The 23,201-nt window shown below is 41.5% G+C and carries 24 protein-coding genes and 4 pseudogenes; 15 read left to right on the forward strand and 13 right to left on the reverse strand.

Annotated features, from left to right (window positions below):
- Positions 1-18: 18 nt before the first annotated feature.
- Positions 19-315, forward strand: coding sequence for a hypothetical protein (locus tag V7K15_RS05990; protein ID WP_334903891.1), 297 nt, complete (start codon positions 19-21; stop codon positions 313-315).
- A gap of 153 nt (positions 316-468) precedes the next feature.
- Here V7K15_RS05990 and V7K15_RS05995 read toward each other — a convergent pair whose 3' ends face one another.
- From V7K15_RS05995 to V7K15_RS06005, 3 genes are all read right to left on the reverse strand, one after another.
- A complete protein-coding gene (locus V7K15_RS05995; RefSeq protein ID WP_334903892.1) occupies positions 469-1,017 on the reverse strand; it encodes a GIY-YIG nuclease family protein in 549 nt (182 codons plus the stop codon).
- 72 nt (positions 1,018-1,089) lie between these two features.
- Positions 1,090-1,419 carry a hypothetical protein gene (locus V7K15_RS06000; RefSeq protein ID WP_334903894.1) on the reverse strand — a complete coding sequence of 110 codons (330 nt, stop codon included), beginning with the start codon at positions 1,417-1,419 and terminating at the stop codon, positions 1,090-1,092.
- A gap of 1,129 nt (positions 1,420-2,548) precedes the next feature.
- Entirely contained in the window at positions 2,549-2,749 is a 201-nt protein-coding gene (locus V7K15_RS06005) for a hypothetical protein (protein WP_334903896.1), read from the reverse strand.
- Between the two features lie 311 nt (positions 2,750-3,060).
- Between V7K15_RS06005 and V7K15_RS06010 the strand changes: the two genes are divergently transcribed.
- On the forward strand, positions 3,061-3,615 hold the full coding sequence (locus V7K15_RS06010) for a GNAT family N-acetyltransferase (RefSeq protein WP_334903898.1): 555 nt from the start codon (positions 3,061-3,063) through the stop codon (positions 3,613-3,615).
- On the opposite strand, the gene V7K15_RS06015 is transcribed toward V7K15_RS06010, so the two are convergent.
- Positions 3,583-4,203, reverse strand: a complete 621-nt coding sequence (locus tag V7K15_RS06015; protein WP_334903899.1) for a class I SAM-dependent methyltransferase — start codon at positions 4,201-4,203, stop codon at positions 3,583-3,585. The genes V7K15_RS06010 and V7K15_RS06015 overlap by 33 nt on opposite strands.
- A 311-nt stretch (positions 4,204-4,514) precedes the next feature.
- On the opposite strand from V7K15_RS06015, the pseudogene V7K15_RS06020 reads away from it, so the two are divergent.
- The 6 genes and pseudogenes from V7K15_RS06020 to V7K15_RS06045 all read left to right on the forward strand — a co-directional run.
- Positions 4,515-4,619, forward strand: a pseudogene (locus V7K15_RS06020) (Mo-dependent nitrogenase C-terminal domain-containing protein); the annotation flags it as partial.
- Between the two features lie 197 nt (positions 4,620-4,816).
- Positions 4,817-5,293 (forward strand): annotated as a pseudogene (locus V7K15_RS06025) (response regulator transcription factor); the annotation flags it as partial.
- A gap of 255 nt (positions 5,294-5,548) precedes the next feature.
- Entirely contained in the window at positions 5,549-6,517 is a 969-nt protein-coding gene (gene arsM, locus V7K15_RS06030; RefSeq protein WP_334903900.1) for an arsenosugar biosynthesis arsenite methyltransferase ArsM, read from the forward strand.
- Positions 6,518-6,568: 51 nt separating this feature from the next.
- Positions 6,569-7,492, forward strand: coding sequence for an inorganic phosphate transporter (locus V7K15_RS06035; protein WP_334903902.1), 924 nt, complete (start codon positions 6,569-6,571; stop codon positions 7,490-7,492).
- 286 nt (positions 7,493-7,778) lie between these two features.
- Positions 7,779-8,786 (forward strand): arsenosugar biosynthesis radical SAM (seleno)protein ArsS, encoded by a 1,008-nt coding sequence (arsS, locus tag V7K15_RS06040; RefSeq protein WP_334903904.1) that lies wholly within the window; start codon positions 7,779-7,781, stop codon positions 8,784-8,786.
- Between the two features lie 105 nt (positions 8,787-8,891).
- Complete coding sequence (locus V7K15_RS06045; protein WP_334903906.1) at positions 8,892-9,095, forward strand: hypothetical protein; 204 nt, start codon at positions 8,892-8,894, stop codon at positions 9,093-9,095.
- Positions 9,096-9,225: 130 nt separating this feature from the next.
- Here the strand turns inward: V7K15_RS06045 and V7K15_RS06050 are convergent, their stop codons facing one another.
- Both V7K15_RS06050 and V7K15_RS29920 read right to left on the reverse strand, forming a co-directional pair.
- Positions 9,226-9,663 carry a hypothetical protein gene (locus V7K15_RS06050; RefSeq protein ID WP_334903908.1) on the reverse strand — a complete coding sequence of 146 codons (438 nt, stop codon included), beginning with the start codon at positions 9,661-9,663 and terminating at the stop codon, positions 9,226-9,228.
- A 127-nt stretch (positions 9,664-9,790) separates the two neighbouring features.
- Positions 9,791-10,243, reverse strand: coding sequence for a hypothetical protein (locus V7K15_RS29920; RefSeq protein WP_442949653.1), 453 nt, complete (start codon positions 10,241-10,243; stop codon positions 9,791-9,793).
- A gap of 123 nt (positions 10,244-10,366) precedes the next feature.
- Here V7K15_RS29920 and V7K15_RS06060 point away from each other — a divergent pair, with 123 nt between their 5' ends.
- Complete coding sequence (locus V7K15_RS06060; protein ID WP_334903912.1) at positions 10,367-10,549, forward strand: hypothetical protein; 183 nt, start codon at positions 10,367-10,369, stop codon at positions 10,547-10,549.
- Positions 10,550-10,967: 418 nt separating this feature from the next.
- On the opposite strand, the gene V7K15_RS06065 is transcribed toward V7K15_RS06060, so the two are convergent.
- Together V7K15_RS06065 and V7K15_RS06070 are read right to left on the reverse strand one after the other, a co-directional pair.
- Complete coding sequence (locus V7K15_RS06065; protein ID WP_334903913.1) at positions 10,968-11,312, reverse strand: type II toxin-antitoxin system PemK/MazF family toxin; 345 nt, start codon at positions 11,310-11,312, stop codon at positions 10,968-10,970.
- The gene (locus V7K15_RS06070; protein ID WP_256874952.1) at positions 11,299-11,568 is read right to left on the reverse strand and encodes a DUF2281 domain-containing protein; all 270 of its coding nucleotides are present in this window, start codon (positions 11,566-11,568) and stop codon (positions 11,299-11,301) included. Before V7K15_RS06070 ends, V7K15_RS06065 begins: the two co-directional genes overlap by 14 nt.
- A gap of 327 nt (positions 11,569-11,895) precedes the next feature.
- On the opposite strand from V7K15_RS06070, the gene V7K15_RS06075 reads away from it, so the two are divergent.
- The 3 genes and pseudogenes from V7K15_RS06075 to V7K15_RS06085 all read left to right on the forward strand — a co-directional run bounded on the left by V7K15_RS06075 (position 11,896) and on the right by V7K15_RS06085 (position 14,853).
- Positions 11,896-14,421, forward strand: a complete 2,526-nt coding sequence (locus V7K15_RS06075) for a tetratricopeptide repeat protein (RefSeq protein WP_334903915.1) — start codon at positions 11,896-11,898, stop codon at positions 14,419-14,421.
- Positions 14,422-14,433: 12 nt separating this feature from the next.
- Positions 14,434-14,499 (forward strand): annotated as a pseudogene (locus V7K15_RS06080) (hypothetical protein); the annotation flags it as partial.
- A gap of 63 nt (positions 14,500-14,562) precedes the next feature.
- Positions 14,563-14,853: a tetratricopeptide repeat protein gene (locus tag V7K15_RS06085; protein WP_334903917.1), complete on the forward strand. Its 291-nt coding sequence runs from the start codon at positions 14,563-14,565 to the stop codon at positions 14,851-14,853.
- Here the strand turns inward: V7K15_RS06085 and V7K15_RS06090 are convergent.
- Both V7K15_RS06090 and V7K15_RS06095 read right to left on the reverse strand, forming a co-directional pair.
- Positions 14,817-16,571 carry a hypothetical protein gene (locus tag V7K15_RS06090; protein ID WP_334903919.1) on the reverse strand — a complete coding sequence of 585 codons (1,755 nt, stop codon included), beginning with the start codon at positions 16,569-16,571 and terminating at the stop codon, positions 14,817-14,819. The genes V7K15_RS06085 and V7K15_RS06090 overlap by 37 nt on opposite strands.
- Before the next feature lie 3 nt (positions 16,572-16,574).
- Positions 16,575-17,153: a hypothetical protein gene (locus V7K15_RS06095; protein WP_334903921.1), complete on the reverse strand. Its 579-nt coding sequence runs from the start codon at positions 17,151-17,153 to the stop codon at positions 16,575-16,577.
- Positions 17,154-17,465: 312 nt separating this feature from the next.
- Here V7K15_RS06095 and V7K15_RS06100 point away from each other — a divergent pair, with 312 nt between their 5' ends.
- Both V7K15_RS06100 and V7K15_RS06105 read left to right on the forward strand, forming a co-directional pair.
- Positions 17,466-18,473, forward strand: coding sequence for a zinc-dependent alcohol dehydrogenase family protein (locus V7K15_RS06100; protein WP_334903923.1), 1,008 nt, complete (start codon positions 17,466-17,468; stop codon positions 18,471-18,473).
- 258 nt (positions 18,474-18,731) lie between these two features.
- Entirely contained in the window at positions 18,732-19,373 is a 642-nt protein-coding gene (locus V7K15_RS06105; RefSeq protein WP_334903924.1) for a hypothetical protein, read from the forward strand.
- A 29-nt stretch (positions 19,374-19,402) separates the two neighbouring features.
- Here the strand turns inward: V7K15_RS06105 and ilvN are convergent, their stop codons facing one another.
- The gene (gene ilvN / locus V7K15_RS06110; RefSeq protein ID WP_292771441.1) at positions 19,403-19,921 is read right to left on the reverse strand and encodes an acetolactate synthase small subunit; all 519 of its coding nucleotides are present in this window, start codon (positions 19,919-19,921) and stop codon (positions 19,403-19,405) included.
- A 276-nt stretch (positions 19,922-20,197) separates the two neighbouring features.
- Here ilvN and V7K15_RS06115 point away from each other — a divergent pair, with 276 nt between their 5' ends.
- Positions 20,198-20,563 (forward strand): BON domain-containing protein, encoded by a 366-nt coding sequence (locus V7K15_RS06115; RefSeq protein WP_334903926.1) that lies wholly within the window; start codon positions 20,198-20,200, stop codon positions 20,561-20,563.
- Between the two features lie 485 nt (positions 20,564-21,048).
- On the opposite strand, the gene V7K15_RS06120 is transcribed toward V7K15_RS06115, so the two are convergent.
- Together V7K15_RS06120 and V7K15_RS06125 are read right to left on the reverse strand one after the other, a co-directional pair.
- Positions 21,049-21,966 (reverse strand): alpha/beta fold hydrolase, encoded by a 918-nt coding sequence (locus V7K15_RS06120; RefSeq protein WP_334903928.1) that lies wholly within the window; start codon positions 21,964-21,966, stop codon positions 21,049-21,051.
- A gap of 349 nt (positions 21,967-22,315) precedes the next feature.
- Positions 22,316-23,201, reverse strand: a pseudogene (locus V7K15_RS06125) (ribosome assembly protein 4); the annotation flags it as partial.

The raw sequence follows: 23,201 nt of genomic DNA on the forward strand, positions 1-23,201 counted from the left end.
CTAAAATCCAAAATTGCTATGAGAGCCAAAATAGAAAATAAAGTCCTTTTTATCCATCACGAAGATTTACCAGAGTTTAAGAAAGGTGGCTCTGTAGTGAGAAATTCATATTTCTGGGCGCTACGTTCAATTGCCGGTAAAGCTTCGCGTTATCGTGATTGGGAATATGAACCGGAGGTTTGGCTAGCACTTTCGAGAATGCTTTTGTCGTTTGCTGAATCTGGGTATTTGGGTTATAGAGAAACCTTGCTAGAGTTTCCCTTATCTCAAGGGGAAATTCCTAATTTGCTACGAGATGCCTCCACTTGGGAGTAGCTAGGGATGCATAGCATTTAAAACTGGCCTCATCCCCCACCCCAAGATGAACATTTTTATACAGAGTTATTTATACTCTTAGAGGTATTGACAAAATTCACTTGTTTTGAATTTGTTCCAAATACTCTAAGAGAGTTTTTCCCATAACTACCTTCATTTCAAATCTAGTAAACCTTCTTCTTTCAATTTAGGATTGAAGCGAATTTGCATTTGCAAACCACGCACTTCTACCAATTGCGTTGAAATTTCTGCTTCTACTCTCCGTGCCACATTTTTAATAATTTTTATTTGTGCTAATTCATCATTAGCTGGATGTTGATAATTTACCTGTTCTTCAGGTGTCATTATCAGTTTGACATCAATGGGATGAGTCCATCTTTCCTTATTATCTCCATTTCCCCAAGGCACACTGCCATTTTCCGCAATCCAAGCATTTTCAGTATTTTCTAAAATTGTGCGACTAGGACGTTCAATAGTTTCAACTTTCACCCAATAGCATTGCTGTGGCTGACGGACTAAATGCTGCTTGAGACTGAGATAAACATCACGGGAGTATCCGACAAATTGAAGTACTTTTTCTTGGTCAAAGATAGCATATACCCCGATTTTACTCTGAAATTGTTCGGGTAACTGACCGCGATCGTCAATGTAAGGAATGTATTCCAGGGATGCCAAAGAAGAAAGATTCGTTTCAAGAGCCATACATCAAATATCAAACTTACTATTTGCCTTCAGAATTGAGAATTGCTAATTAGGAAAAAATTATCTTCAAAATTATCCATGACCAAATTTTTGGTAAATTGCACAAAGGCGACTGGGTTTAAAAATCTTAGCACTAAACATGAAATTTGGTGGGACGTTGATGATCGCATATTGATCAGATTCATGGTATTTTTCAAATTCTCCTGGCATTCCTTTAGTGGTAGTTAAGCTGTAAGGAACTGGTTGGAAAAGTAATTCTGTAAATTTAATTTGCTCACACTGCAACTGTTGACAAATTTGGTTTAAGAAAGCAACGCTTGTCAATAAATCGAATAGAGTTTCTTGAGCTTGTGCTTCAAGAGTGAAACTGCTATCAAAGTTCTGGACGATTTTAAGAGGCATTTTCTGTATAGGTAGTTATTCAGGATTAAGTGATCAGAGAAAATAGGTAACATATTGCACATACTGATCAAAAACTGCTAGTCAACCAAGCCTACCTTTTTATGCAGATGAGCTTTGTGAAAAATCACCACTTTCAGATCAGCCTATTGGATTGTAGGACTTCTGTTAGCCACACGAGGAAGCTGTCATGATTAAGAATCGTGAAGCTTAGCAGATTTATGGATAAAGTCGAGCTTCAAAGGGGTTCAGAAATATCGAGACTTGATGTTGGGTTTCACTTTGTTCTACCCAACCTACGAATGATTAAATTCCATACCCTTTTTGTAGTGTTATGTACTAAGTGCCAGAAAAATCATAGGAATATATGGGATGCGGGAAACTCAGACACTTCTCCCTTGGCGCTAGCCACGCGCGTGAGGGAGAAGGGGAGAGGCTAGCACGTGCTGCCAGGGTTGCGGCATTTCGGCAAGCTCAATGACCACACGAGGGATTTTAATCCCCGTGGTATTTTATGTTAAAATGAGATTGTGAGTAAGAAGAAAAACATCTACGTGTTGAAGCATCCTAGTACGGAGAAATCCCGGCTCCGGTGAAACAACGGTTAGGTTTTAGTCCTGGCGCAGTCTGACAAGAAAGAGCAAATAAAGGCAGGTTGCGGAGCGTACCGCGTTTTGGCTTAGTGATGGATTCTGAAAGCATTAAAACAATAAAAGTAAACGCGATTACAACATTGGCAATGTCGGTAGTTGTTTTAAGTGTTTAGGCGGCGTTTGACGGTCGCAGCGAGAGTTTACTCTGTCCGCAGAATCTCAGTGTCTTTAGACCTGAGAGTGTCAATTCTTCAGTATGGAGTCAAATAAAAGATCAGCTAATGTACTTTTAATTTGCATAACCAGGGCGGGCTTTCCGGCCCACCCCACAAGAGTTTTACTTCCAGGTAATATGCAACATTTTTATGTCCAACAGCTTCACTTACCACACCAGCCTCACTCTCTCTAAACGATTCTTACAAACAAAAATGAGTGGATAATCGTGATATAAACCACAACTATCCACTCAAAGTTTACTAAATCCGGGTTATTAGAAAAAGCCTAATTAGATTATTGAAACTTGAGAAAATTCAAACCAATTAACGTGACTGAGTTCCCTGATTGGGGCTACCTGCTATCGGATCTTCGCCTGGTGCTTCTGGTGTAGCAGTGGGTTTAGCATCACTCTTTTCAGCATCACCAGTTTTGCGGATACTTTCGTCGATGGGGGTTTGGTAGCCACCAGAAGCAGTAGGTGTACTTTCTTGATTATTAGGTTTTTGTTTTTCTTGTTCAGCCATGATTACATCCCTAATCATTTATTCTTACCATTATTTTAAGAAAATTTGGGGTTTGAGTGTATCTATCCAGAATCTAGTTATGGCTGATTCGCCCCTCTATCGGAAGTATTGTTTCTTACTACTCATGTATGCTGACAAAAATCCCTAAATATGGAATTTGTTAAGCTGAAAACGCTTGCTGTGGTTAAAGGAGAACTTAGAACGGGTTTGATGTCGAAGTTGCTTTATTGATAGTTGACAGGAAATGGCAAATGAGCTAAAGGAATAATATGGTGTGATGATTGTAAGATAAATTATCAAAGTATAAATTAATGAACCAGAGCAATCTATCGTTACCATCTGGATGTGTCCTTCGCAAGGCAAGCTTGGCGGATCAGTGGTCGATTCGATTGCTGGTATTCTCAGCGAAACTCGACCCAACTCAATTAAACTGGCGGCAATTTTGGGTAATTGAATGCGATGCCTACGGCGGGCAAAGCCTACGCAATCTGGTAGCTTGTGGACAGTTACGCAATTTCTCAGGGGCACAAGAACTTGGTAGTTTGGTGGTTGCATCAGCTTGGAGAGGTCGCGGTTTGGCTACTTTGCTAACGCAGCATTTGATTAAGACAGCAACACAGCCACTTTATCTGGAATGTTTAGGTCAGCGACTGGCGGAGTTTTACGGTCGCTTTGGTTTTGTGCCAATATCTTTTGAAGACTTGCCACAATTTCCTCAGACAAGTGGCTTATCTACGCTCAAGGGAAAATTTAGATTCTCGCAATTGGCTAAAAGGCTGCTCAGAGTTCCTGTGGTGTTTATGGAATATCGAGGTCAGTTAGGGCTTTATCCATCAATCCAACGGAGGTTTAGCAAAAATCGTTAGTAAGACTGGCCCTAGTAAATAGTGGTGATTCAAACACAATAATCCGCCAGAGGAGCCAAGAAGTTGACGTTGATTAGGGCTGTAGAGTCTAATTCCCTGGGGAGAGACTGGCAAGAATTGAGGTTCTGTCTCTTTTTTGGAGGTAATGTCAACCAAATAAAAACGTCCACCGGGAGAAAGTACCCGTGCTATTTCACTAACTACTTGTTTAGGTTCCAAATAGTGCAAGAAGCTGATAGTGCTGAAAACAGCATCGAATTGACCATCAGCAAAGGGAAGAGACTCAGCTTTGCCCTCAATATAAATTAAACGTGGACGGTGGCGGTTGCTCTGTCTTGCTACCCGCAACATATTAGCAGATAAATCTAATCCGGTGGCTCGCAGGTCGGGAAATTGAGTAGCAAGGCGGTCAAGTAAACGTCCAGTACCACAGCCGATATCAAGTACATTTGCTGGCTCTGGTAAATCGACGTACTGCAATAACTGTTTGTGAACGGCTCGATAAAACACTGAAGGAAAGAGCCAGTCGTAACTTGGTGCCCATCGGTCAAAAAGTAGCTTTTTGTTACTGAAAAAGTCATAAGTCATTAGTTTTCGCAGCTTCCCGGAAGCTTGATGCTTTTTTAGGGTAGTTTAGCTGCGCCTCCAATAAGTTGGTTAACAACATAAGTTAAATATAGCGGTTCTGAATTGTTTGTAATCAGGACTTACGCAAACAATAGCCCAAACCGTGATTGTCAGGTAGGGGCAATTCATGTAGCTTTAGCTGACCGCAGGGTATTGCCCCTACAGCGTGTCATTTTGCGTAAGTCATAGTAATGGATTGCTATAGCTAAAGGCGCTCATCTTGCTCACCCCGCAAGTAGTAGTAATTTATTTGTTGGAAATCCCTTACTTGAATGTGTAAATTAAATCCCGTATACGAGGAAGTGGTTGGTTTGCGTTGTCAAGCGCTCTGTTATCTTGCTGATGAATGGGGTGAGGATGTCACAGCCTATTGCTAATAGCCAGTTGGATCGTTTTTTGATCAAGCAGCGATCGCTAATTGCAGACTTACGGTTGTTACTTACTCAGGTTTATACTAAGCTAGCGTACACCTAATTAGATGTTTGGCTATTCAGTAGCTAGCACCTCAATCAAGTGTTTCCTTTCCAGACCTTATAGTTGCTTACCGTACCTTGCTGAAATCATTAACATGATCATGACGCACATCTTACTGGTTGAAGATGATGTCAAACTGGCACGATTTGTCGAATTGGAATTGAATTATGAAGGCTATCAAGTCAGTATTGCCTACGATGGATTAACTGCACTGACCGCAGCGCGTGAGCTACATCTAGATTTAGTAATTTTGGACTGGATGTTGCCAGGTTTGTCGGGGTTGGAAATTTGCCGCCGCCTGCGAAGTATTGGTGATCAAGTGCCGATAATCTTATTAACCGTTAAAGATGAAGTGAGCGATCGCATTGCAGGCATAGAGGCTGGTGCTGATGATTACCTCGTTAACCCCTTCAGCGTTGATGAATTATTAGCCAGAGTCCGCACCCACCTGCGAAGAAGCCAGCAAGCAGACGGTACAGATATTTTAGAATTTGAAGACTTGAGTTGAAATCGTCGCACGCGGGAAGTCTACCGAGATCATCGGTTAATTCAGTTAACTGCTAAGGAATTTGATTTACACCTTAGACATCTCCAGTAATTAAATATACGTTACCCAGAACCCTTGTAGAGACGTAGCAGTGCGACGTCAAAACAATTCTTTTTCACTTCTATGTCTCTTGGATGATTAAGTCTAGATTAACGCAGATGCCCCAAAGTCTCTTGTTTTATGAAGATTTGGGGTTTTTGCTGAGATTGCCAAAAACTCATCCAACTCGGAGTTTTAATTAGACTATGATGCACAAAACTATGATCATCTAATATCTAAAATGGCATGACCTATCTAGAAACAGCAGCGCAATTCTACCGCGAAGTTGCCCAAACCCCGCAAGTTGGACTTTGTTGTGTGCAAAGTACACCCCTGCAACTACCAGGATTAAAAATTCCTTTGTTAATGCAGGAAATGAACTATGGTTGTGGCACCACTGTTCACCCCACCGAACTAGGAAATCAACCAACTGTGCTGTATGTGGGCGTTGGCGGTGGCTTAGAAGCGTTGCAATTTGCTTATTTTTCCCGCCATGCAAGTGCTGTAATTGCCGTTGAACCAGTCGCAGCCATGCGGTCAGCCGCCGCACGTAATCTAGAAATTGCTGCTGAAGAAAATCCCTGGTTTGACATCAGTTTTGTAGAAATCCGTGAAGGCGATGCTTTTAACTTACCCGTTGCTGATGCTAGCGTCGATATCGTGGCGCAAAATTGCCTTTTCAATATCTTTGAACCAGAAGATTTGACCCGTGCTTTAAAAGAAGCTTATCGGGTATTAAAACCAGGCGGACGCTTACAGATGAGCGATCCAATTGCGACTAGTCAAATTCCAACACATCTTCAACAAGATGAACGACTCAGAGCCATGTGTTTATCAGGTGCACTCACCTATCAAGAGTATACTGAACGGATTATAAATGCTGGCTTTGGTCAAGTTGAAATTCGCGCTCGTCGTCCTTATCGTCTTCTAGATTCCCAAAGTTATAATTTAGAAGAACACCTACTTTTAGAAAGCCTGGATTCTGTCTCTTTTAAAGTTGCTATTCCCGAAGATGGTGCTTGCATTTTCACTGGGAAAACAGCAACTTACGCTGGCTTGGAACCCTGCTTTGACGATTCAGCAGGTCATCTACTTCAGCGAGGTATTCCGGCAGCAGTGTGTGATAAAACTGCTGCTAAACTTGCGGCTATAAAGCCATTAGAAATCATTGTGACCAATTCAACTTGGCACTATAGCGGTGGTGGTTGCTGTTAATTTATAAACCCCAAGATGTTGTTAATTAGTCTGTTTTTAGCTACGCTTTTTTTGGCATATTCAAATGGTGCAAATGACAATTTTCAAGGGGTAGCAACGCTATTTGGTAGCAGAACCACCAGCTATCAAACAGCAATTTTATGGGCAAGTTTTACAACTTTGGCTGGTGCGGTAGCTGCGACTTTTTTAGCAAGTACACTAGTTAAAAACTTCTCTGGAAAAGGACTAGTACCAGATGCGATCGCTAATAGCCCAGAGTTTCATATAGCAGTGGCGATCGCAGCTGGTTTAACTGTACTCATAGCCGCCCTCATGGGGTTTCCCATTTCCACAACTCACAGTTTAACAGGTGCTATTATTGGTGCTGCATTAGTAGCGATCGGACTCAAAGTTAATTTTTCAGCTTTGGGAACTTCCTTTATTTTGCCTCTATTACTCAGTCCAATCATTGCTATTCCCTTGGGAGCAGGAATTTACAGCTTATCTGGCTATATCAATTCTAAATTTAAGCTACCAGTCAATCAGAAAATGATTGATACTTACCATTTTATCAGCGCTGGAATTGTCAGTTTTACTAGAGGATTAAATGACACTCCTAAGATTGTTTCACTCATTTTGATTATTGAGTATTTCTCGATTCGGGGAGGAATGATCACGATAGCGATCGCAATGGCACTTGGCGGTTTACTCAACTCCCAAAAAGTTGCTGTTACCATGAGTACAAAAATTACCTCAATGAATCAGACTCAAGGCTTATCAGCAAATATAGTAACTGGAGTTCTAGTAATTGCAGCTAGTCTGTTTGGGCTTCCGGTTTCCACCAATTATGTTTCAGTCGCTTCGATTTTTGGAGTAGGACTAATTGCTAAAAAAGTGAATATACAGGTTTCTTATCAGATAGTATTATCGTGGCTTTTAACTTTACCTACTGCTGCAATTATTAGTGGAATAACTTACAGATTATTGCAAGCTTAGAAAATTTGAAGATATTTGCTTATGGTATATTTAATACAATTGTGTATGAAGATGCGCTAAAACATATTTAAGTACAATAAAGAAAAACGAACCGCAAAGGACGCAAAGGACGCAAAGAAAGAAGTTAAAATGGTTTGGCGCAGCCTCACAAAGAAATGGTATAGCGTTTATTAGTCAGATGAGGTACATCATAGCCCCCTCTCGAAGAGCGGGGAGGGGGTTGGGGGTGGGGTTCTTCTACCTCACAAGGAAGGGCTGAGAACCGCTATATAAGAAGTAGTAAATAATGCAAACTCAACCAAAAGTTATCCTAAATACAACAGTCACATCATTTAACCACAAACTAAATTCACCTTTGACAAAAAAGGGAATCACTGTTTTACAAATTAATCTAGGTAAGCGTTGTAACCTTGCCTGTACACACTGTCATGTCGAAGCCAGCCCAAAACGTACAGAAGAACTTTCTCCTGAAATTTGCGAACAATTGATTTCGCTAATTCACAGATTCCCCGAAATTCAAATTGTGGATTTGACTGGTGGCGCACCAGAAATGAATTATGGATTTAAACCACTGGTAGAAGCAGCAAGAGCAACTGGTAAACAAGTGATTGTCCGATCTAATTTGACCATTTATTTTGAAGATGGATTTACTGATTTACCAGAATACTTTGCTCAACACCAAATAAGAGTTGTGGCTTCCCTACCCTGCTACCTAGCAGATAATGTTGATAAAATGCGCGGTGCTGGTGTTTTTGATAGTTCAGTTAAAGCTTTGCAGTTGCTTAACCAACTCGGCTATGCTAAAGAGCCAAATTTAACTTTGGACTTAGTATTTAATCCCCAGTTACCCACCGATGAAAAATTTTCCTTAGCTCCCGAACAGAGTAACCTAGAACGAGATTACAAAATGTTCTTACAAGAACATTTTAATATTGTGTTTAACAACCTCTTCACCATTACCAACCTACCAGTTGGTAGAACAAAAATGCATTTAGAACGGAGAAAACTGTACAGCAGCTATTTGCAGTTTTTAGAGTCGCATTTTAATTCCAGCACACTTGAACATTTAATGTGTCGTGATCAACTTTCAATTGACTATCTGGGTAATGTATATGATTGTGACTTTAACCAAATGATGAATTTGCCTGCGAAAAATCGCAATGCTGAAACCTTGACAGTTAGCCAACTCTTAGAAGCTGGCAGTTTAGACGTGATTAGTGAGATACAAACTGCTGCTTATTGTTATGGTTGCACTGCTGGGTGTGGTTCTAGTTGTGGTGGTGCTTTGGTCTAAGGTTGTTAAAAAAAGTCTGTTACCAAAATTGTTACGAGTGCGTTGTTGTTGGGCTGTTACTTTATGATGATATTTAGTTAAGCTCCTTACACCACACTGAAAACCGTGAAACTTGATGTTTCACGGTTTTTTCCTTTTCTGTTGTACAGTGGTAAATTGATTGCCGCTTATCTCAATCTCATCCGGCACAGTCACCAAGATATAGTCCCTGGTTTGATTAACCTTAAATACCCAGACGCATCTATTGAGCTTCCGGCTAACTTTCGTGATGTAGCTAAGACACCCAGATTTTTATATGGCGATGCCTAGGTTGGACTCTCTACCCAAAGGAATACTGACTGGGGTAGTGTCATCGGTCGATTTTATAGCTTTGCTTGCGATCGCCTAATTTCCTCAATTAGACTGAGACTGAGTAATAGATAAAGCGCGAATTTGTGGATTATTGCAGCAAAGCAGTTGTGCCATTACCGTTAGTTGACGCATTCGCAATTGCAGCTTGAGTAGGTTGAGTGGCAAGAACCGCTACAACTGGAGTAACTTTTGAACTAGATTGTTTATTTCGTTTTCGATTAGAGCCGCCAGCTTTGGAATACTCTATACTGTTTTTGCCGTAGACAGTAGCAACTCCACTTAGCATTCGTTCAGATATTTCGGAGAGGGCTTTATCCATCTGGGTTACTGTTTTACGCGATTCTTCCAGATTGGACACCAGCGTATTATTAGCTTCTACCATCGCCCGGGTAGTGTTGATTAGGCGGTTGTAGGCTTCAATAGTTAACCCATGTCCTAAATCCAGATTTTCATCAATAGATTTAAGCAAGGCGAGACGAAGTTGGGCTTTGTCGATAGCAACAGAACCACGAGTTTTTAAAGACATGAGACATCCTTTTTTTATAATCCTTTTTCAACATAGTGGAATATCCTTTTCCCTGAGATGGGTAGTTTTGTGGATTTATTTCATTAAAAGTTCAACGAAATAATTACGAGCTTGTCTGTGTTTTTACTCATTTTTCAGATCGATTTGTTGTTTTAGAATAAGTGCAATCAGCAACAATAATGACAAAAGCAATAAATGCATACCCCGAAATAACAAACGCGTACCCCGAAATAACAAACGCGTACCCCGAAATAACAAATGCATACCCCGAAATAACAAATGCGTACCCCGAAATAACAAATGAGTACCCCGAAATAACAAATGAGTACCCCGAAATAACAAATGAGTACCCCGAAATAACAAATGCGTACCCCGAAATAACAAATGCGTACCCCGAAATAACAAATGAGTACCCCGAAATCACAAATGAGTACTCCGAAATCACAAATGCGTACCCCGAAATCACAAATGCGAACGCCAAAACCACAAACGCGTAGGCGTTGGCGTAGCCTCTCGTAGAGAAGCCCGCCGTAGGCATCGCCGAAATCACAAACGCGTTTGCGTAGCCCAACCCAGACATCGCAAAATCATTAGGCCTAGGTTATCGCTCAACCCAAACTAGGCAAAATCAGGTTTTTATCTCTAACACCGAGCGTATTGGGATATTATGCAGGATAATAGAGATGGTTGAATTACCGTCGGTATGAGCGACAAAGACTTGAGAAATACCTCTGGTACTAACTGGACAGCATTGGAGTCAATGAACGATGAAGAAATTGACTACTCTGACATTCCACCATTGACAGAAGAGTTTTTTCAGAAAGCTACTCTCCGAGTTCCCGCACCTCAAGCAAGCAATTGGTACAGATTGAGCCAGATATACTAGAGTGGTTTCAAGCTCAAAGCGGAGAATAATAAGAGGATGTTTTAAAAGTCGTGATTGATGTATCAAATATTTTTACCCCACCCTAACCCTCCCCTTATAAAGGGGAGGGAACTTGATTTTCTTGTTTCCCCCCTTTATAAGGGGGGATTAAGGGGGGTAAAAAATCACACCGTATAACTTTTCAAACACCCTCTAAAGCCTTAATCAACTCTGTTTTGCGTCGTTACATCAAAAACTGTGAAGAATAGGGAGGAGTGTAACAATTTAAAATTCAATATTACACCAGAACTTCCCCCCAATTAGCTGACAATTTATATTGGGTGGGTGTTGCTTAATATTTCCTCAAAAGCGCGATCGCTAAAATCACAAATGCGTTGGCATAGCCCGCACTATTTTGTAGGATTGATGTCTGGGGCGATTACTCTATTAATTGAATTAGATATTGACTAAGATTATATAATAGTTTGTTATGCCTTTCTGTTGATATTGTGCCAATTGAGCCAATTATACTGTTACGAGTAATGACAGCTAAAAAACTTAATCTAATAACAGATTGACGAACTAAACCACTGGATTGAAAATCATCATCATTAGGTGAAATGATTTCGTCAAAGTTAGGAATATATTGTTTTAATTGTGTACTAATCCCACATATCAAAAAGTCTTGATATTTTGGCATTTCTCTCACAATCAGCGTAGGACGGTTTTTTATTTCTTCATTTGCTTGAGGAATAGGAGTTAGTATAATGTTACCTTCTTTCATAATTAGGGTTATATTCTTTAATTGATTCTATAGCATATTCTGGTTCATCTTCTGCATAACATTGATTTAAGTTATTTAAAGAGAAAGATTGCCAATTTTCTCTTTCTTCTGTATTGGTTTCTAAAACGGTTACATCTTCGACTTGTGGAAGTGTTGAAGATTTAGTGATTAAATATTCGGCATAATGTAAAAGTTCAATTTTCAGGGAACTGGGCAAATTTTCTATGATTTTCCATAGGGCAGTTTCGGTACTCATAATTACTCCTTTTGGAATTTATAAGGATTAATATTACTTATTATTTTGATTGTAAGGTAGAAGATCGACAATCGCACTATTTTATAGGAGTGATGTCTGCGACGAGGAAGGCGATAAGCCTAACGGCATAGCTTCTCTACGAGACGCTCCGCGAACCCTTACCGCAAAATCAGTATATTGTCTGTTGGCAAGTAAAAAACACTCATCCACGAGGTTCTTTCATTGTCAGAAACAGATCATTTGTCATGAAATTCTCCACTTTTCTGGAATTTAGGGTGTTGGTGTTGTATTGTTATTATGATCTAGTTGCGTCTCGCAGCCTTTCCCATGAATGAACATCGTCAGCAAGCCTATCTCAACCTCATTCAACGCCTGTTGAATTGCCGTACTAACGATGAATTCCAAGAAACTTTGGCAGCAAACCAAGAATTAGTAGATATTGGCTTCTTGCAGACAATAGAAGCAGTAGCACAGAGGTTTTCACAGCAAGGAGATGAGAAGACAGCGAATTGGTTGCAAGGTTTGGCAATGCAACTAGGGGAAGCGTTGAATCTAGATAATAAAGTAGATTTGCAATCTCTGAGTGAGGAGGAGATACAGACATATTACCAATTCTTGATGGAAGTACTGCAAGCAACCGCAGACAGTAAGTATAATTTCCAGGTAGTTTACCCCTTGCTGGCAAAGAATACAGACAAACTCGACGGAGTGTTAGCAGAAATATTCCGCCGTTGGGGGATAAATAGACTTGGGGAAGCGAAAGCAGATGAAGCGGAATATTTAGCATCAGTTATTTTCAATTTTAGCAATCTAATTCAGGAATTTCCCTTGGGTGACAAAGCCAGCAATATGGAAATTGCCATTACTGGCTATGAAGTCGTGTTGACTGTCTACACCAGGGAAGCTTTGCCTCAAGATTGGGCAGGGACGCAATATAATCTCGGAAATGCCTACGGGGATAGAATTAAAGGAGACAAGCCAGAGAACATCGAAAAAGCGATCACGGCTTATACTGCTGCTTTAACTGTTTACACCAGGGAAGCTTTGCCTCAAAATTGGGCAACAACGCAATATAATCTCGGAATTGCCTACGGGGATAGAATTAAAGGAGACAAGGCAGAGAACATCGAAAAAGAGATCGCTGCTTATACTGCTGCTTTAACTGTTTACACTAGGGAAACTTTGCCTCAAAATTGGGCAACAACGCAATATAATCTCGCTGTTGCCTACGGGGAGAGAATTAAAGGAGACAAGGCAGAGAACATCGAAAAAGAGATCGCTGCTTATACTGCTGCTTTAACTGTTTACACTAGGGAAGCTTTGCCTCAAAATTGGGCAACAACGCAATATAATCTCGCTGTTGCCTACAGGGAGAGAATTAAAGGACACAGGGCAGATAACATCGAAAAAGCGATCACGGCTTATACTGCTGCTTTAACTGTCAGAACCAGGGAAGCTTTGCCTATTGAATGGGCTAGTACCCAAAATAATCTCGCTGTTGCCTACAGGGAGAGAATTAAAGGACACAGGGCAGATAACATCGAACAGGCGATCGCGGCTTATACTGCTGCTTTAACTGTCTACACCAGAGAAGCTTTGCCTTTTGAATGGGCAGCAACGCAAAATAATCTGGCAAATGCCTACAAGGATAGAATTAAAGGAGACAGGGCAGATCACATCGAACAGGCGATCGCGGCTTATACTGCTGCTTTAACTGTTAGAACCAGAGAAGCTTTGCCTTTTGAATGGGCAACGACGCAAAATAATCTCGCAATTGCCCACAGGGATAGAACTAAAGGAGACAAGGCAGATAACATCGAACAGGCGAGCACTGCTGCTACTGCTGCTTTAACTGTTAGAACCAGAGAAGCTTTGCCTTTTGAATGGGCAACGACGCAAAATAATCTCGCAAATGCCCACAGGGATAGAATTAAAGGATACAAGGCAGATAACATCGAACAGGCGATCGCTGCTTCAACTGCTGCTTTAACTGTCTACACTCCTGAAGCTTTGCCTATTGATTGGGCACTGATGCAAAATACTCTCGCTGCTGCCTACAGGGAAAGAATTAAAGGAGACAGGGCAGATAACATCGAAAATGCGATCGCTGCTTATAATGCTGCTTTAACTGTCAGAACCAAAGAAGCTTTGCCTATTGATTGGGCAATGACGCAAAATAATCTCGCAAATGCCTACAGCGAGAGAATTAAAGGAGACAGGGCAGATAACATCGAAAATGCGATCGCGGCTTATACTGCTGCTTTAACTGTTAGAACCAGAGAAGCTTTGCCTTTTGAATGGGCAACGACGCAAAATAATCTCGCAATTGCCCACAGGGATAGAACTAAAGGAGACAAGGCAGATAACATCGAACAGGCGAGCACTGCTGCTACTGCTGCTTTAACTGTTAGAACCAGAGAAGCTTTGCCTTTTGAATGGGCAACGACGCAAAATAATCTCGCAAATGCCCACAGGGATAGAATTAAAGGATACAAGGCAGATAACATCGAACAGGCGATCGCTGCTTCAACTGCTGCTTTAACTGTCTACACTCCTGAAGCTTTGCCTATTGATTGGGCACTGATGCAAAATACTCTCGCTGCTGCCTACAGGGAAAGAATTAAAGGAGACAGGGCAGATAACATCGAAAATGCGATCGCTGCTTATAATGCTGCTTTAACTGTCAGAACCAAAGAAGCTTTGCCTATTGATTGGGCAATGACGCAAAATAATCTCGCAAATGCCTACAGCGAGAGAATTAAAGGAGACAGGGCAGATAACATCGAAAATGCGATCGCGGCTTATACTGCTGCTTTAACTGTTAGAACCAGAGAAGCTTTGCCTATTGATTGAGCAGCAACGCAAAATAATCTCGCTGTTGCCTACAGCAATAGAATTAAAAAAGACAAGGCAGATAACATCGAAAAAGCGATCGCGGCTTCTACTGCTGCTTTAACTGTCTACACCAGAGAAGCTTTGCCTTTTGAATGGGCAATGACGCAAAATAATCTCGCAAATGCCTACAGCCAGAGAATTAAAGGAGACAGGGCAGATAACATTGAACAGGCGATCGCGGCTTCTACTGCTGCTTTAACTGTCTACACTCAGGAAGCTTTACCTCAAGATTGGGCAATGACGCAAAATAACCTCGCAAATGCCTACAGCCAGAGAATTAAAGGAGACAGGGCAGATAACATTGAACAGGCGATTCGCATCTTTCCACTCCTTCTAAAGAATTATCGCTCCATTCAAAAGCAAATCTCCCCTTTATCCAATTTTTCCTGAAGTTTTTTTCTAACTGCATGGGTAAATTTTAGATCAGATGCCAGACTTTCTAAGCGAATATAGCTTTTACGTTGTCTAAAGTTTATTAGCTTATCGATAGTTGTTTGTTTTACACCTGTACCTTTGAAAGCAACAGTAAGTCTATCTTTATCAGCCTTATTAATATTGATAGCAGTAGGTGATGATGTTGATGTTGAGTCTGGTGTCGGCGTTGGTGTAGGCGTTGGTGTAGGCGTTGAGACTGGTGTCGGTATTGGAGATAATTTTTTAGATTCAATAAATTGAATATTTTTAAGTTCTAGCTTTCTTTGTAAAAGAGATGGGCATGAAGGAGCAATCATAAAAGCCAAATCAGGTGGGCTTCCGTCTGGCTTGAAATTAACATCCTTTAGCCATTCCTCAAACGTCTGCAAGTGTCCGCTCAAAAGCTCATAGTTTTTTGCTTCACCAAAAGCTCTAGCTACACTTGTACCGTTATGCAACAATTCCACGTAGCAGTCAAAAGCATGACCTGATAGCACAGTTGTAGTTAAAACTGCCGATAAAGTATATGTAGATTTATTCAAATAACTTGCCCACTTTGTTCTACACTGCGCTTCCACTAACTCGCGGGCATTGCCTTCAAAGATTTGCTCAGGTGCTTCGGTAAAATATCTTTCATGTATTTCCAGCACTGCGGAACCATATTCCTGACAGAATTCTCTTAATGTATTAGCAGGGTTTAATCGTATATTTTTAATTTTTTTCCATGCTTGATCAAAATATTTATACCCCTTGTAAGCTCCTTGAATCCGCTCGTCAATCTTGACTTTAATCTGAACAAATTCATTGCTATAACCCTTGTTTAAATTAATAACTAAGTTATTTACAAGGCTTTGTATAACAGAATCTCCAGCAATGAAACTATCTACATTATTGGATGTTCCCACTAAATATATCAATAAACGTATTTTTGATTTGAAGTCTGTAAATGCTTTTCTAATCAATTCTTTAAATAGTAATCTTGTTTCTTCAATTTCATTAGGAAATTTTTCTAAAGCATCTAACTCATCTGTAAGATAGACAAAACTAAATTTCGGATCTACAGATGATATTTCAGAAATAATATAAAAGAAAAATTGTTCAAATCCATCTACAGTATTGGTTGTAATATAATTTTTAAACTTACTACGAAATGGTTGCAACTTTGTTAATGCTTTAAGTTGAGCAACTTCAAGATTATTTAAATAATCGCTCAGAATGCGTTCAGTTACATTTCTAACAGACACGGATAAATTTACATTATGTAGTAACTGGCAGAAGGTATCAGCTAGAATGTGGCAGTATAGTTTATCCATAAAGGTTTGACTACCACCACCTCTCGGTATATCAGAAAGTAGAAACTTAACTACTACAGAGTGATTTTGATATGTGGGTTTAGTTTCAGTTAACTGTTGCAAGTAAGTTAGTAATGAAGTCTTACCACTACCAACTACAGCAGCAACAAATCTAAATGTGAAGTAGCCTTCATCAAAGGTATGCGTGAGATCATCCCCAAGTAACTCGGTTATGTTAGATATTTTTCGTCCAGAAAGACTTTTAGCTGTAGACCCTTCACCATCTGAAGCTGGAGGTCTAACAATGCGTTCAATTCTAATATCGTCAATGAATCCAGTACCTGATTGAACATCTTTAAGAAAATCTTTGATAAATCTTTTTTTTCCTGCATCTTCTGGCATTAATTATTCTACCCACTGAATCAGTTCTTCATCTTTTTCGGTAACAGCAAAAACCTTGTTAGTCGATTTTAGTTTATTAAAGTAACTCTCCAAGCTTAATTGAGAAATAGTATTTTTTTCACTAAACTTTTGGCGAATATCTTGACTGCGAATAGCAACAACGCCACGCAATTCTTGTTGCTTTCTTTCTGCAAAATATAGTTCTTTAAACTTTTCTACGAATGTGTCAAAGTCCATATCTTCTATAGGCACAGAAGAAGCATAGTCTTTCAACGATGTCAGCTTAAGGCAATGCAGAAGAGTGTTTAGAACTTTTTGCCCTTTTGAAGAGTCGAACTTGTAGTCTGTAGTTTGTAGATTGGCGACAAGGGCTTTCCTGCCCTCTTCTGTGACTGAAATCCGCCTTCTCTTGGGAGATTCTAGTAAATTTTGTTCGTATAGAGTGTTGTATATATCACCAGCATTTCTTTTGAGTTCTTTAGACAAATGCTCTTTGACAGTACCTTGAGTTACCGTACCCTCACCTGAGTAGGCAACAGTGTAAAGCAAGTAAAGCATTTGCTCTATGGAGAGTTTGGTCATAAATTCCTCTTACTCTTAAACAATTTTACTTAGACTCCTTTGGTGAACATAGATATATTAAGAAAGTAACATATAGTACTTAAGCCTAGAAAGTATTTGTTACATTCCGTCAGTTCACCGACGAGTAAGTATGCAGAATTCCCCAAATTACTAATCTTGGGGATACAAATAACATTACCAAAAGTAATCGCCCCTTGTATGATTTGCTAATCAAAAGCGCGATCGCAGTTTTCCCTCAAAAATAACTTTGTGTCCACCCTCTTGCGCTAAAGTTGCAAATAAACGTGCATCTAAAGCCAGGAGGAAAGAGTTGTGAAAGCAGTCTTGATGACAGCAGCTGGCAGTCCCGAAGTTCTGCAATTACAGGAAGTGCCAAACCCTGTTGTTCGTGTAGGTAATACTGAACTTTTAATCCGCTTGGTGGCGGCTGGCATTAACCCCATTGACACTAAACTTCGTAGCCGAGGCACTTTCTACCCCGATCGCACACCGACCATTTTAGGATGTGATGGCGCCGGTATTGTCGAAGCGGTAGGTGCTAGCGTTCAGCGTTTTCGCTCAGGTGATGAGGTATATTTTTGCTATGGCGGCTTGGGCGCACACCAAGGAAATTATGCTGAATATACCGTTGTGGATGAGCGGTTTGTGGCACGTAAACCCGCGTCTATCTCCTTTGCCGAAGCAGCAGCAGCGCCTTTGGTGTTAATCACCGCCTGGGAAGCTTTATATGAACGGGGACGATTGGAACCTGGGGAACGGGTTTTGATTCATGCGGGTGCTGGTGGTGTCGGTCATGTAGCAATTCAATTGGCGAAACTCAAAGGTGCTACTGTCTCCACCACAGTCAGTTCTGAGGAAAAAGCTAATTTCGTCAAAGAACTCGGTGCTGATCATGTAATTTTTTACAAACAAACAGACTTTGTGCAAGCAGTATTAGATTGGACTGGCGGCGAAGGCGTAGACTTGGCTTTTGATACCATAGGCGGCGAAACCTTTCACAAAACTTTCCCCGCAGTCCGAGTGTATGGCGATATTGTGACGATTCTCGAACCAGATGCCAATACTGTTTGGAAAACTGCTAGATTACGTAATCTCCGCGTTGGTTTTGAATTAATGCTGACACCAGCGTTGCTAGGATTGGAAGAGAGTCTCCAGCACCATGCAAAAATTCTCGAACAATCTGCCACCTGGATCGATGAAGGCAAGTTAAAAATCCATGTTAGTCACAGGTTCCCCTTGAAAGAAGCGGCTAAAGCCCACCAATTACTTGAAAGTGGTTCTGTGGCGGGTAAAATTGTTTTGCTGATTAGCGACGAATGATCAAGCAATTTGCATAAATTATTTTTGAACCTGCTCATATTGATGCTGTCCTCTCCGTGGCTAGAAGAACCCAAATCGATCACTTAACTTCGTGCATTGACTCTCTTCGTCAAAATTGGGTGGACTTGTACGATAGCCTCAAAGATAAAAAGTAAGTCGAATTATCTATAGGACTTACGCAAAATATCTCTGAAACTCTGATTTCTCCGTTTCCTGACAAAGGGAATTTGCAAGGTAAATGGGGTCTCTAAATCAACCATGAAGAAACATTTCTTAATTGCTCTTATCCTCATTCCTGTCTTATCGGGGTTAGCGATCGCGGCTTCATTGCAAGCCCGTCCTAAGCCGATTGCAGGGACAAAACCTCAAGTTCATCAAGTTGTTTCCCAAAAAGTTGAAATAATCAAAGGTTTGCCAGTTAAGCGTCTTCCTGGTTCAATCATTCCTATTGATGGACTTGATGATTTAATCGCCAAATCAGACCTCATTGTTATTGGGAAGACATACAAGTTTGTTGCTGAAGCACGATCGATCATTGGCAGGGATCACGAAGGATTTATTGCTACGGCTGTTTCAGAAGTCGCTTTTAAGGTGAGCAAAGTTTTTAAGGGAGATCCAACCCTCAAAGAAATTCGTCTTGGACAACAAGCGGCTGTAGTTCAAGAAAACGGGAAATCCTACATTCGAGTGTTTGATGAATATACCCCATTAGAACCTGTCAAAAAATACGTATTGTTCCTTCGTAAAGGAATCGGTACGGGTGAAGGATTGTATTTCCCAACTGGCGTAATGTATGGCAAATATAATGTCGATGGGGGTGACGCAAGAGAAGATGCAGCATTTGATGACCCAACGTTCAAGGCTATCAAAAAAGCTGTGAAAAATCGGTTCAAAGAGTGAGATCGGCTCAATGCCGATCGCGTTCCCAACTAAACTTTTGCTTCCAAAGACTTGAGTAACTCGGTATTCACACCCGACTCACGAGTCAGGGCAATTTTGCCAGTGCGGGCGATTTCTCTCAAACCAAATTTTTGCAACACCTGCACGATCGCTACCATTTTACCTGGATCTCCCACAACTTCTAAGGTAAGAGAATCTTCCGCTACATCCACGACTCGCGCCCGGAAAATTTGAGACAGTTCGATCACTTCTGAGCGATTGCTGCTACTAGCATTCACCTTCAAAAGCATCAATTCCCGCTCGACACAAGGTGTTTCGGTAATGTCCTGTACTTTCAGGACATTGACTAACTTATACAGTTGCTTGGTGAGTTGCTCGATAACGCGATCGTCACCAGGTATAACCATCGTAATTCGGGAGACTCCTCCTTGTTCAGCAGGACCAACGGCAAGGCTTTCAATATTAAAGCCGCGACGCGCAAATAAACCAGAAATGCGGGAAAGAACACCCGCCTCATCTTCTACCAGAACTGAAAGAGTATGTTTCATCTTCGCCAACCGCCAACAGAGGCTAGAGCAGGAATTGAGGAACGCAGACACTAGCTAACGGCTACGCTAGACGTACTACCGCACTAAAAAAGTCAGTGCGACCTTCTATTCTAAACTTAATAGTTGCACTCATTGCATTTTCTAGAGAGAAATTGGCCAGAAATCATACTGCAAGCCGGAATTTTATTGATGCATATCTTTTTATTGGCAGATGCGGCATTTTTGTAAAGCTTTTATACTCAGATTTGATGAGCCTCTAATCGGAGAAAAGTTTATATGGGTTGGTTAAAAAGACTATTTGGAATGGAAAAACCTCAAAATGCAGAAGTAAATCCGGCTGCACAGGCAATAGCGCCAGATACTAGTACTACTGTCGATACTGATACGCAATCGATACCGCCAGAACGACTGGGATTAAACGGAGAATACGACCAAAGTGGTTTAGCAAAGCGGGTAGCGTTGGCATTTGATGAAGACCCCCAACTCGACGATGTTGATACCCTTTGGGTTGCTCAGACAGGCAGCACTGTCGTATTGAAAGGTACGGTTCCTAGTCAAGAAATTCTCAACCAAATGATTACTGTAGCTCGTTCTGTGAATGGGGCTACAGATGTTGACATTAACCAAGCCGCGATTGGCTAGGTGTTAAGGAATTAGAAAGTGAACTACTTAGACTTGCCTGCGGCTGAAGTCTCAGCTTCCCAATTCATCGGGAATAGCGTCAAAAGCTCCGTAGTTTTTTTGGTCTGACATTCCCTCCAAGGGCAGGAGTCCTGGTTCCCAAGACCCAAATCTTTCTCTTGCGACATATACCTAGTAGCTTGGTTTTCGCTTATGGCATTGATGGTCAAGACATCACCTATCTTACCAGAAAATCTTGGGGATTCGTCATGCATCCAGAATTTGTTTTTACTGTGTAAAAAAAATCAATTCCAGATGTAATCCTTATCACCCGTGGTCACTGAGCTTGTCGAAGTGCTCACAATCCCCATCTTAGGAGTACCTTGAAGATGGGGACTTCCGCGATCCGTTAAGAAATTCAATCGTGGCGATCGCACTGCTTACGCCATTGCACAGAAACTATCACATTTAGGGAATAATCAACGGTTAGCGATGCCTGCGGCGGGCTATTCGGTGTCGCCAATCCATCTCTCAATCCAATCTAAAATAGCTTGGTTGACTTGTTCTGGACATTCATCATGGGGACAATGGCCTACATCCTCCAATTTCAGCACTTCCAATTTCTCGTTGTACGCGGCGAATTGGCTAGCCAGGGCTGGGGGAACAAACCGGTCTTTTTGTCCCCAAATTAACAGCATCGGAATTGTTAAGTTTGGTAATACTGTCTTGACACTGGGACTAAAGTTAATTCCGATCGCAGCTTTAAACAAAGCACTAAAAGCCCTCGCCGAACCTCTATCTTGGGCAGGCTGTGCTAAAATTTCGATGAGTTCATCGGTAATCGCCTCTGGGTTAGCGTAGGCAAGACTAGCCCAGCGACGCAGCACCCCAGGACGGCGCACGAAGTTAAACACAGGTTTAAGAATCAACGGCGAAGCAACAATATTTTTAATTGCTCTGACAACTGGTTGCAGTGCAGGGGGAATTGCTTCTTGCTCTAATGAGGGGTCGGGTAAACTCATCATTACCATACCCCGCACCATATCGGGGTGGGTGGCGGCGGCGGCCATAGAAATCAGTGAACCGTTGGAATTACCTATTAATATCGCTGGTTCACGGATAAATGTTTTCCAGAAGTCGTAAACCTGCTCTACCCAGAATTCAATGCTGTAATTAGCTGCGGCTTTTTCCGAAGCGCCAAAACCCAACATATCTATGGCGTAAACTGTGTGATGTTCACCCAACACCTCTAAATTATGTCGCCAATGACCAATGGAAGCGCCAAAGCCATGTAGCAATATTAGGGGTGTTGTATTCTGGTGATTTTGGCTAGGGCGAATATAAGTGTAGCGGGTTTGCCAGCCGCGCCAAACCCAATCCCTTTGATTACCAACCCGTTCTTGCCAGTGTACCGCAGTGGTCACACTTACCTCCGATTTATCAGCGTGAAATTCTATTATAAAACTTTGATTTTTCACATTATATGGAAAAACCTAACCCCCAGCCCCTTCCCTACAAGGGAAGACTACGGTGTACAAACAAGTCGGATTTACCCCCCTTAATCTCCCCTTGGAAAGGTGGGAAACAGGAAATCCAGTTCCCTCCCCAATCCATCGGGGAGGGTTAGGGTGGGGTAAAACCTTGGTTAATCAACTATTTCAGACTTATGTGTACACCGTAGCCTTAATAAAGGAGAGGGACAGGTGAAAGCGTAGCAGAACCTTTTTTGAGGTTTCTTTGGGCTATTCGATAAACTTAGGAGAGAGGTTAAAACTACTTCCGTAACTTCTTAATCTCTGCATCTGTAAACGGATTCTTCCCCGCCCGTAAATCTTTCACCCAGCGCTGCCGTTGTGCTTTAATATCTTCATCGTCAGTCTGGGCAATGTATGCTTCAAAGTCAATAATTGCTCCTTGGGTATTGCTTGTCAGCGCCCTCGCCAGCCCCCGGCTATCACGATTATTGCGATCGCCAGGTGCAAGGGCAACGGCTTTGTCACAGGCAAATAACACATCCTTGGCATATCCTCCCAGACTACCTTGGCGACAAAGTGTGTTCCAAGAGTCGGCAGATATTTCCACATTGGGATCTAACTTTTGGGCATCTGCGTAATCTGCTAGTGCTTCCTTGACATTACTCTCTTTCAGAATTCTCTCTCCTTCTGCAATCAAACTTTCTGCCTTTCCTTTGTTAGCAAACTCTTGGGCTTTTGCCTTGGGGTCAAATTTTAAACTGGGATTCCATCTGAAGGCTGTGTGAAAGGTTGCAACGGCATTATCAATATTGCCGCTTCTGGCTTCGTTTTCACCTTCTTGAACTAAAAACGGTGCTGCTGCTATTAAGTTAGATTTATTTTGGCAGACCTCTAATGTTTCCAAGTCTTTGGGATTGGTAACAAGATAATCATTCAGCCATTGGCAACCGCGAGACAACAGTTCATCGAGATTGTCAGCCCGCCACACCCGCGCGGTGTTGTCTAATGAGGCGGTGACAATGCGTTTGCCATCCGGGCTAAAATTAGCGCTGTAGACAGCTTGGGTATGCCCTTTGAGTTCGGCGATTTGCTTACCGGAGATGTCCCACACCCGCGCGGTGTTGTCTGCTGAGGCGGTGACAATGCGTTTGCTATCCGGGCTAAAACTGGCGCTGTAGACAGCT

The sequence above is a fragment of the Nostoc sp. genome, assembly GCF_036919815.1.
In the GTDB taxonomy this organism is placed as follows: Bacteria; Cyanobacteriota; Cyanobacteriia; order Cyanobacteriales; family Nostocaceae; genus Nostoc.

Coding starts and splice junctions, on each gene's coding strand:
- V7K15_RS05990 (WP_334903891.1), top strand. CDS start 19: ATGAGAGCCAAAATAGAAAATAAAGTCCTTTTTATCCATCACGAAGAT.
- V7K15_RS05995 (WP_334903892.1), bottom strand. CDS start 1,017: ATGGCTCTTGAAACGAATCTTTCTTCTTTGGCATCCCTGGAATACATT.
- V7K15_RS06000 (WP_334903894.1), bottom strand. CDS start 1,419: ATGCCTCTTAAAATCGTCCAGAACTTTGATAGCAGTTTCACTCTTGAA.
- V7K15_RS06005 (WP_334903896.1), bottom strand. CDS start 2,749: ATGGCTGAACAAGAAAAACAAAAACCTAATAATCAAGAAAGTACACCT.
- V7K15_RS06010 (WP_334903898.1), top strand. CDS start 3,061: ATGAACCAGAGCAATCTATCGTTACCATCTGGATGTGTCCTTCGCAAG.
- V7K15_RS06015 (WP_334903899.1), bottom strand. CDS start 4,203: ATGACTTATGACTTTTTCAGTAACAAAAAGCTACTTTTTGACCGATGG.
- arsM (WP_334903900.1), top strand. CDS start 5,549: ATGACCTATCTAGAAACAGCAGCGCAATTCTACCGCGAAGTTGCCCAA.
- arsS (WP_334903904.1), top strand. CDS start 7,779: ATGCAAACTCAACCAAAAGTTATCCTAAATACAACAGTCACATCATTT.
- V7K15_RS06050 (WP_334903908.1), bottom strand. CDS start 9,663: ATGTCTTTAAAAACTCGTGGTTCTGTTGCTATCGACAAAGCCCAACTT.
- V7K15_RS29920 (WP_442949653.1), bottom strand. CDS start 10,243: ATGTCTGGGTTGGGCTACGCAAACGCGTTTGTGATTTCGGCGATGCCT.
- V7K15_RS06060 (WP_334903912.1), top strand. CDS start 10,367: ATGAGCGACAAAGACTTGAGAAATACCTCTGGTACTAACTGGACAGCA.
- V7K15_RS06065 (WP_334903913.1), bottom strand. CDS start 11,312: ATGAAAGAAGGTAACATTATACTAACTCCTATTCCTCAAGCAAATGAA.
- V7K15_RS06070 (WP_256874952.1), bottom strand. CDS start 11,568: ATGAGTACCGAAACTGCCCTATGGAAAATCATAGAAAATTTGCCCAGT.
- V7K15_RS06075 (WP_334903915.1), top strand. CDS start 11,896: ATGAATGAACATCGTCAGCAAGCCTATCTCAACCTCATTCAACGCCTG.
- V7K15_RS06085 (WP_334903917.1), top strand. CDS start 14,563: ATGACGCAAAATAATCTCGCAAATGCCTACAGCCAGAGAATTAAAGGA.
- V7K15_RS06090 (WP_334903919.1), bottom strand. CDS start 16,571: ATGCCAGAAGATGCAGGAAAAAAAAGATTTATCAAAGATTTTCTTAAA.
- V7K15_RS06095 (WP_334903921.1), bottom strand. CDS start 17,153: ATGACCAAACTCTCCATAGAGCAAATGCTTTACTTGCTTTACACTGTT.
- V7K15_RS06105 (WP_334903924.1), top strand. CDS start 18,732: ATGAAGAAACATTTCTTAATTGCTCTTATCCTCATTCCTGTCTTATCG.
- ilvN (WP_292771441.1), bottom strand. CDS start 19,921: ATGAAACATACTCTTTCAGTTCTGGTAGAAGATGAGGCGGGTGTTCTT.
- V7K15_RS06115 (WP_334903926.1), top strand. CDS start 20,198: ATGGGTTGGTTAAAAAGACTATTTGGAATGGAAAAACCTCAAAATGCA.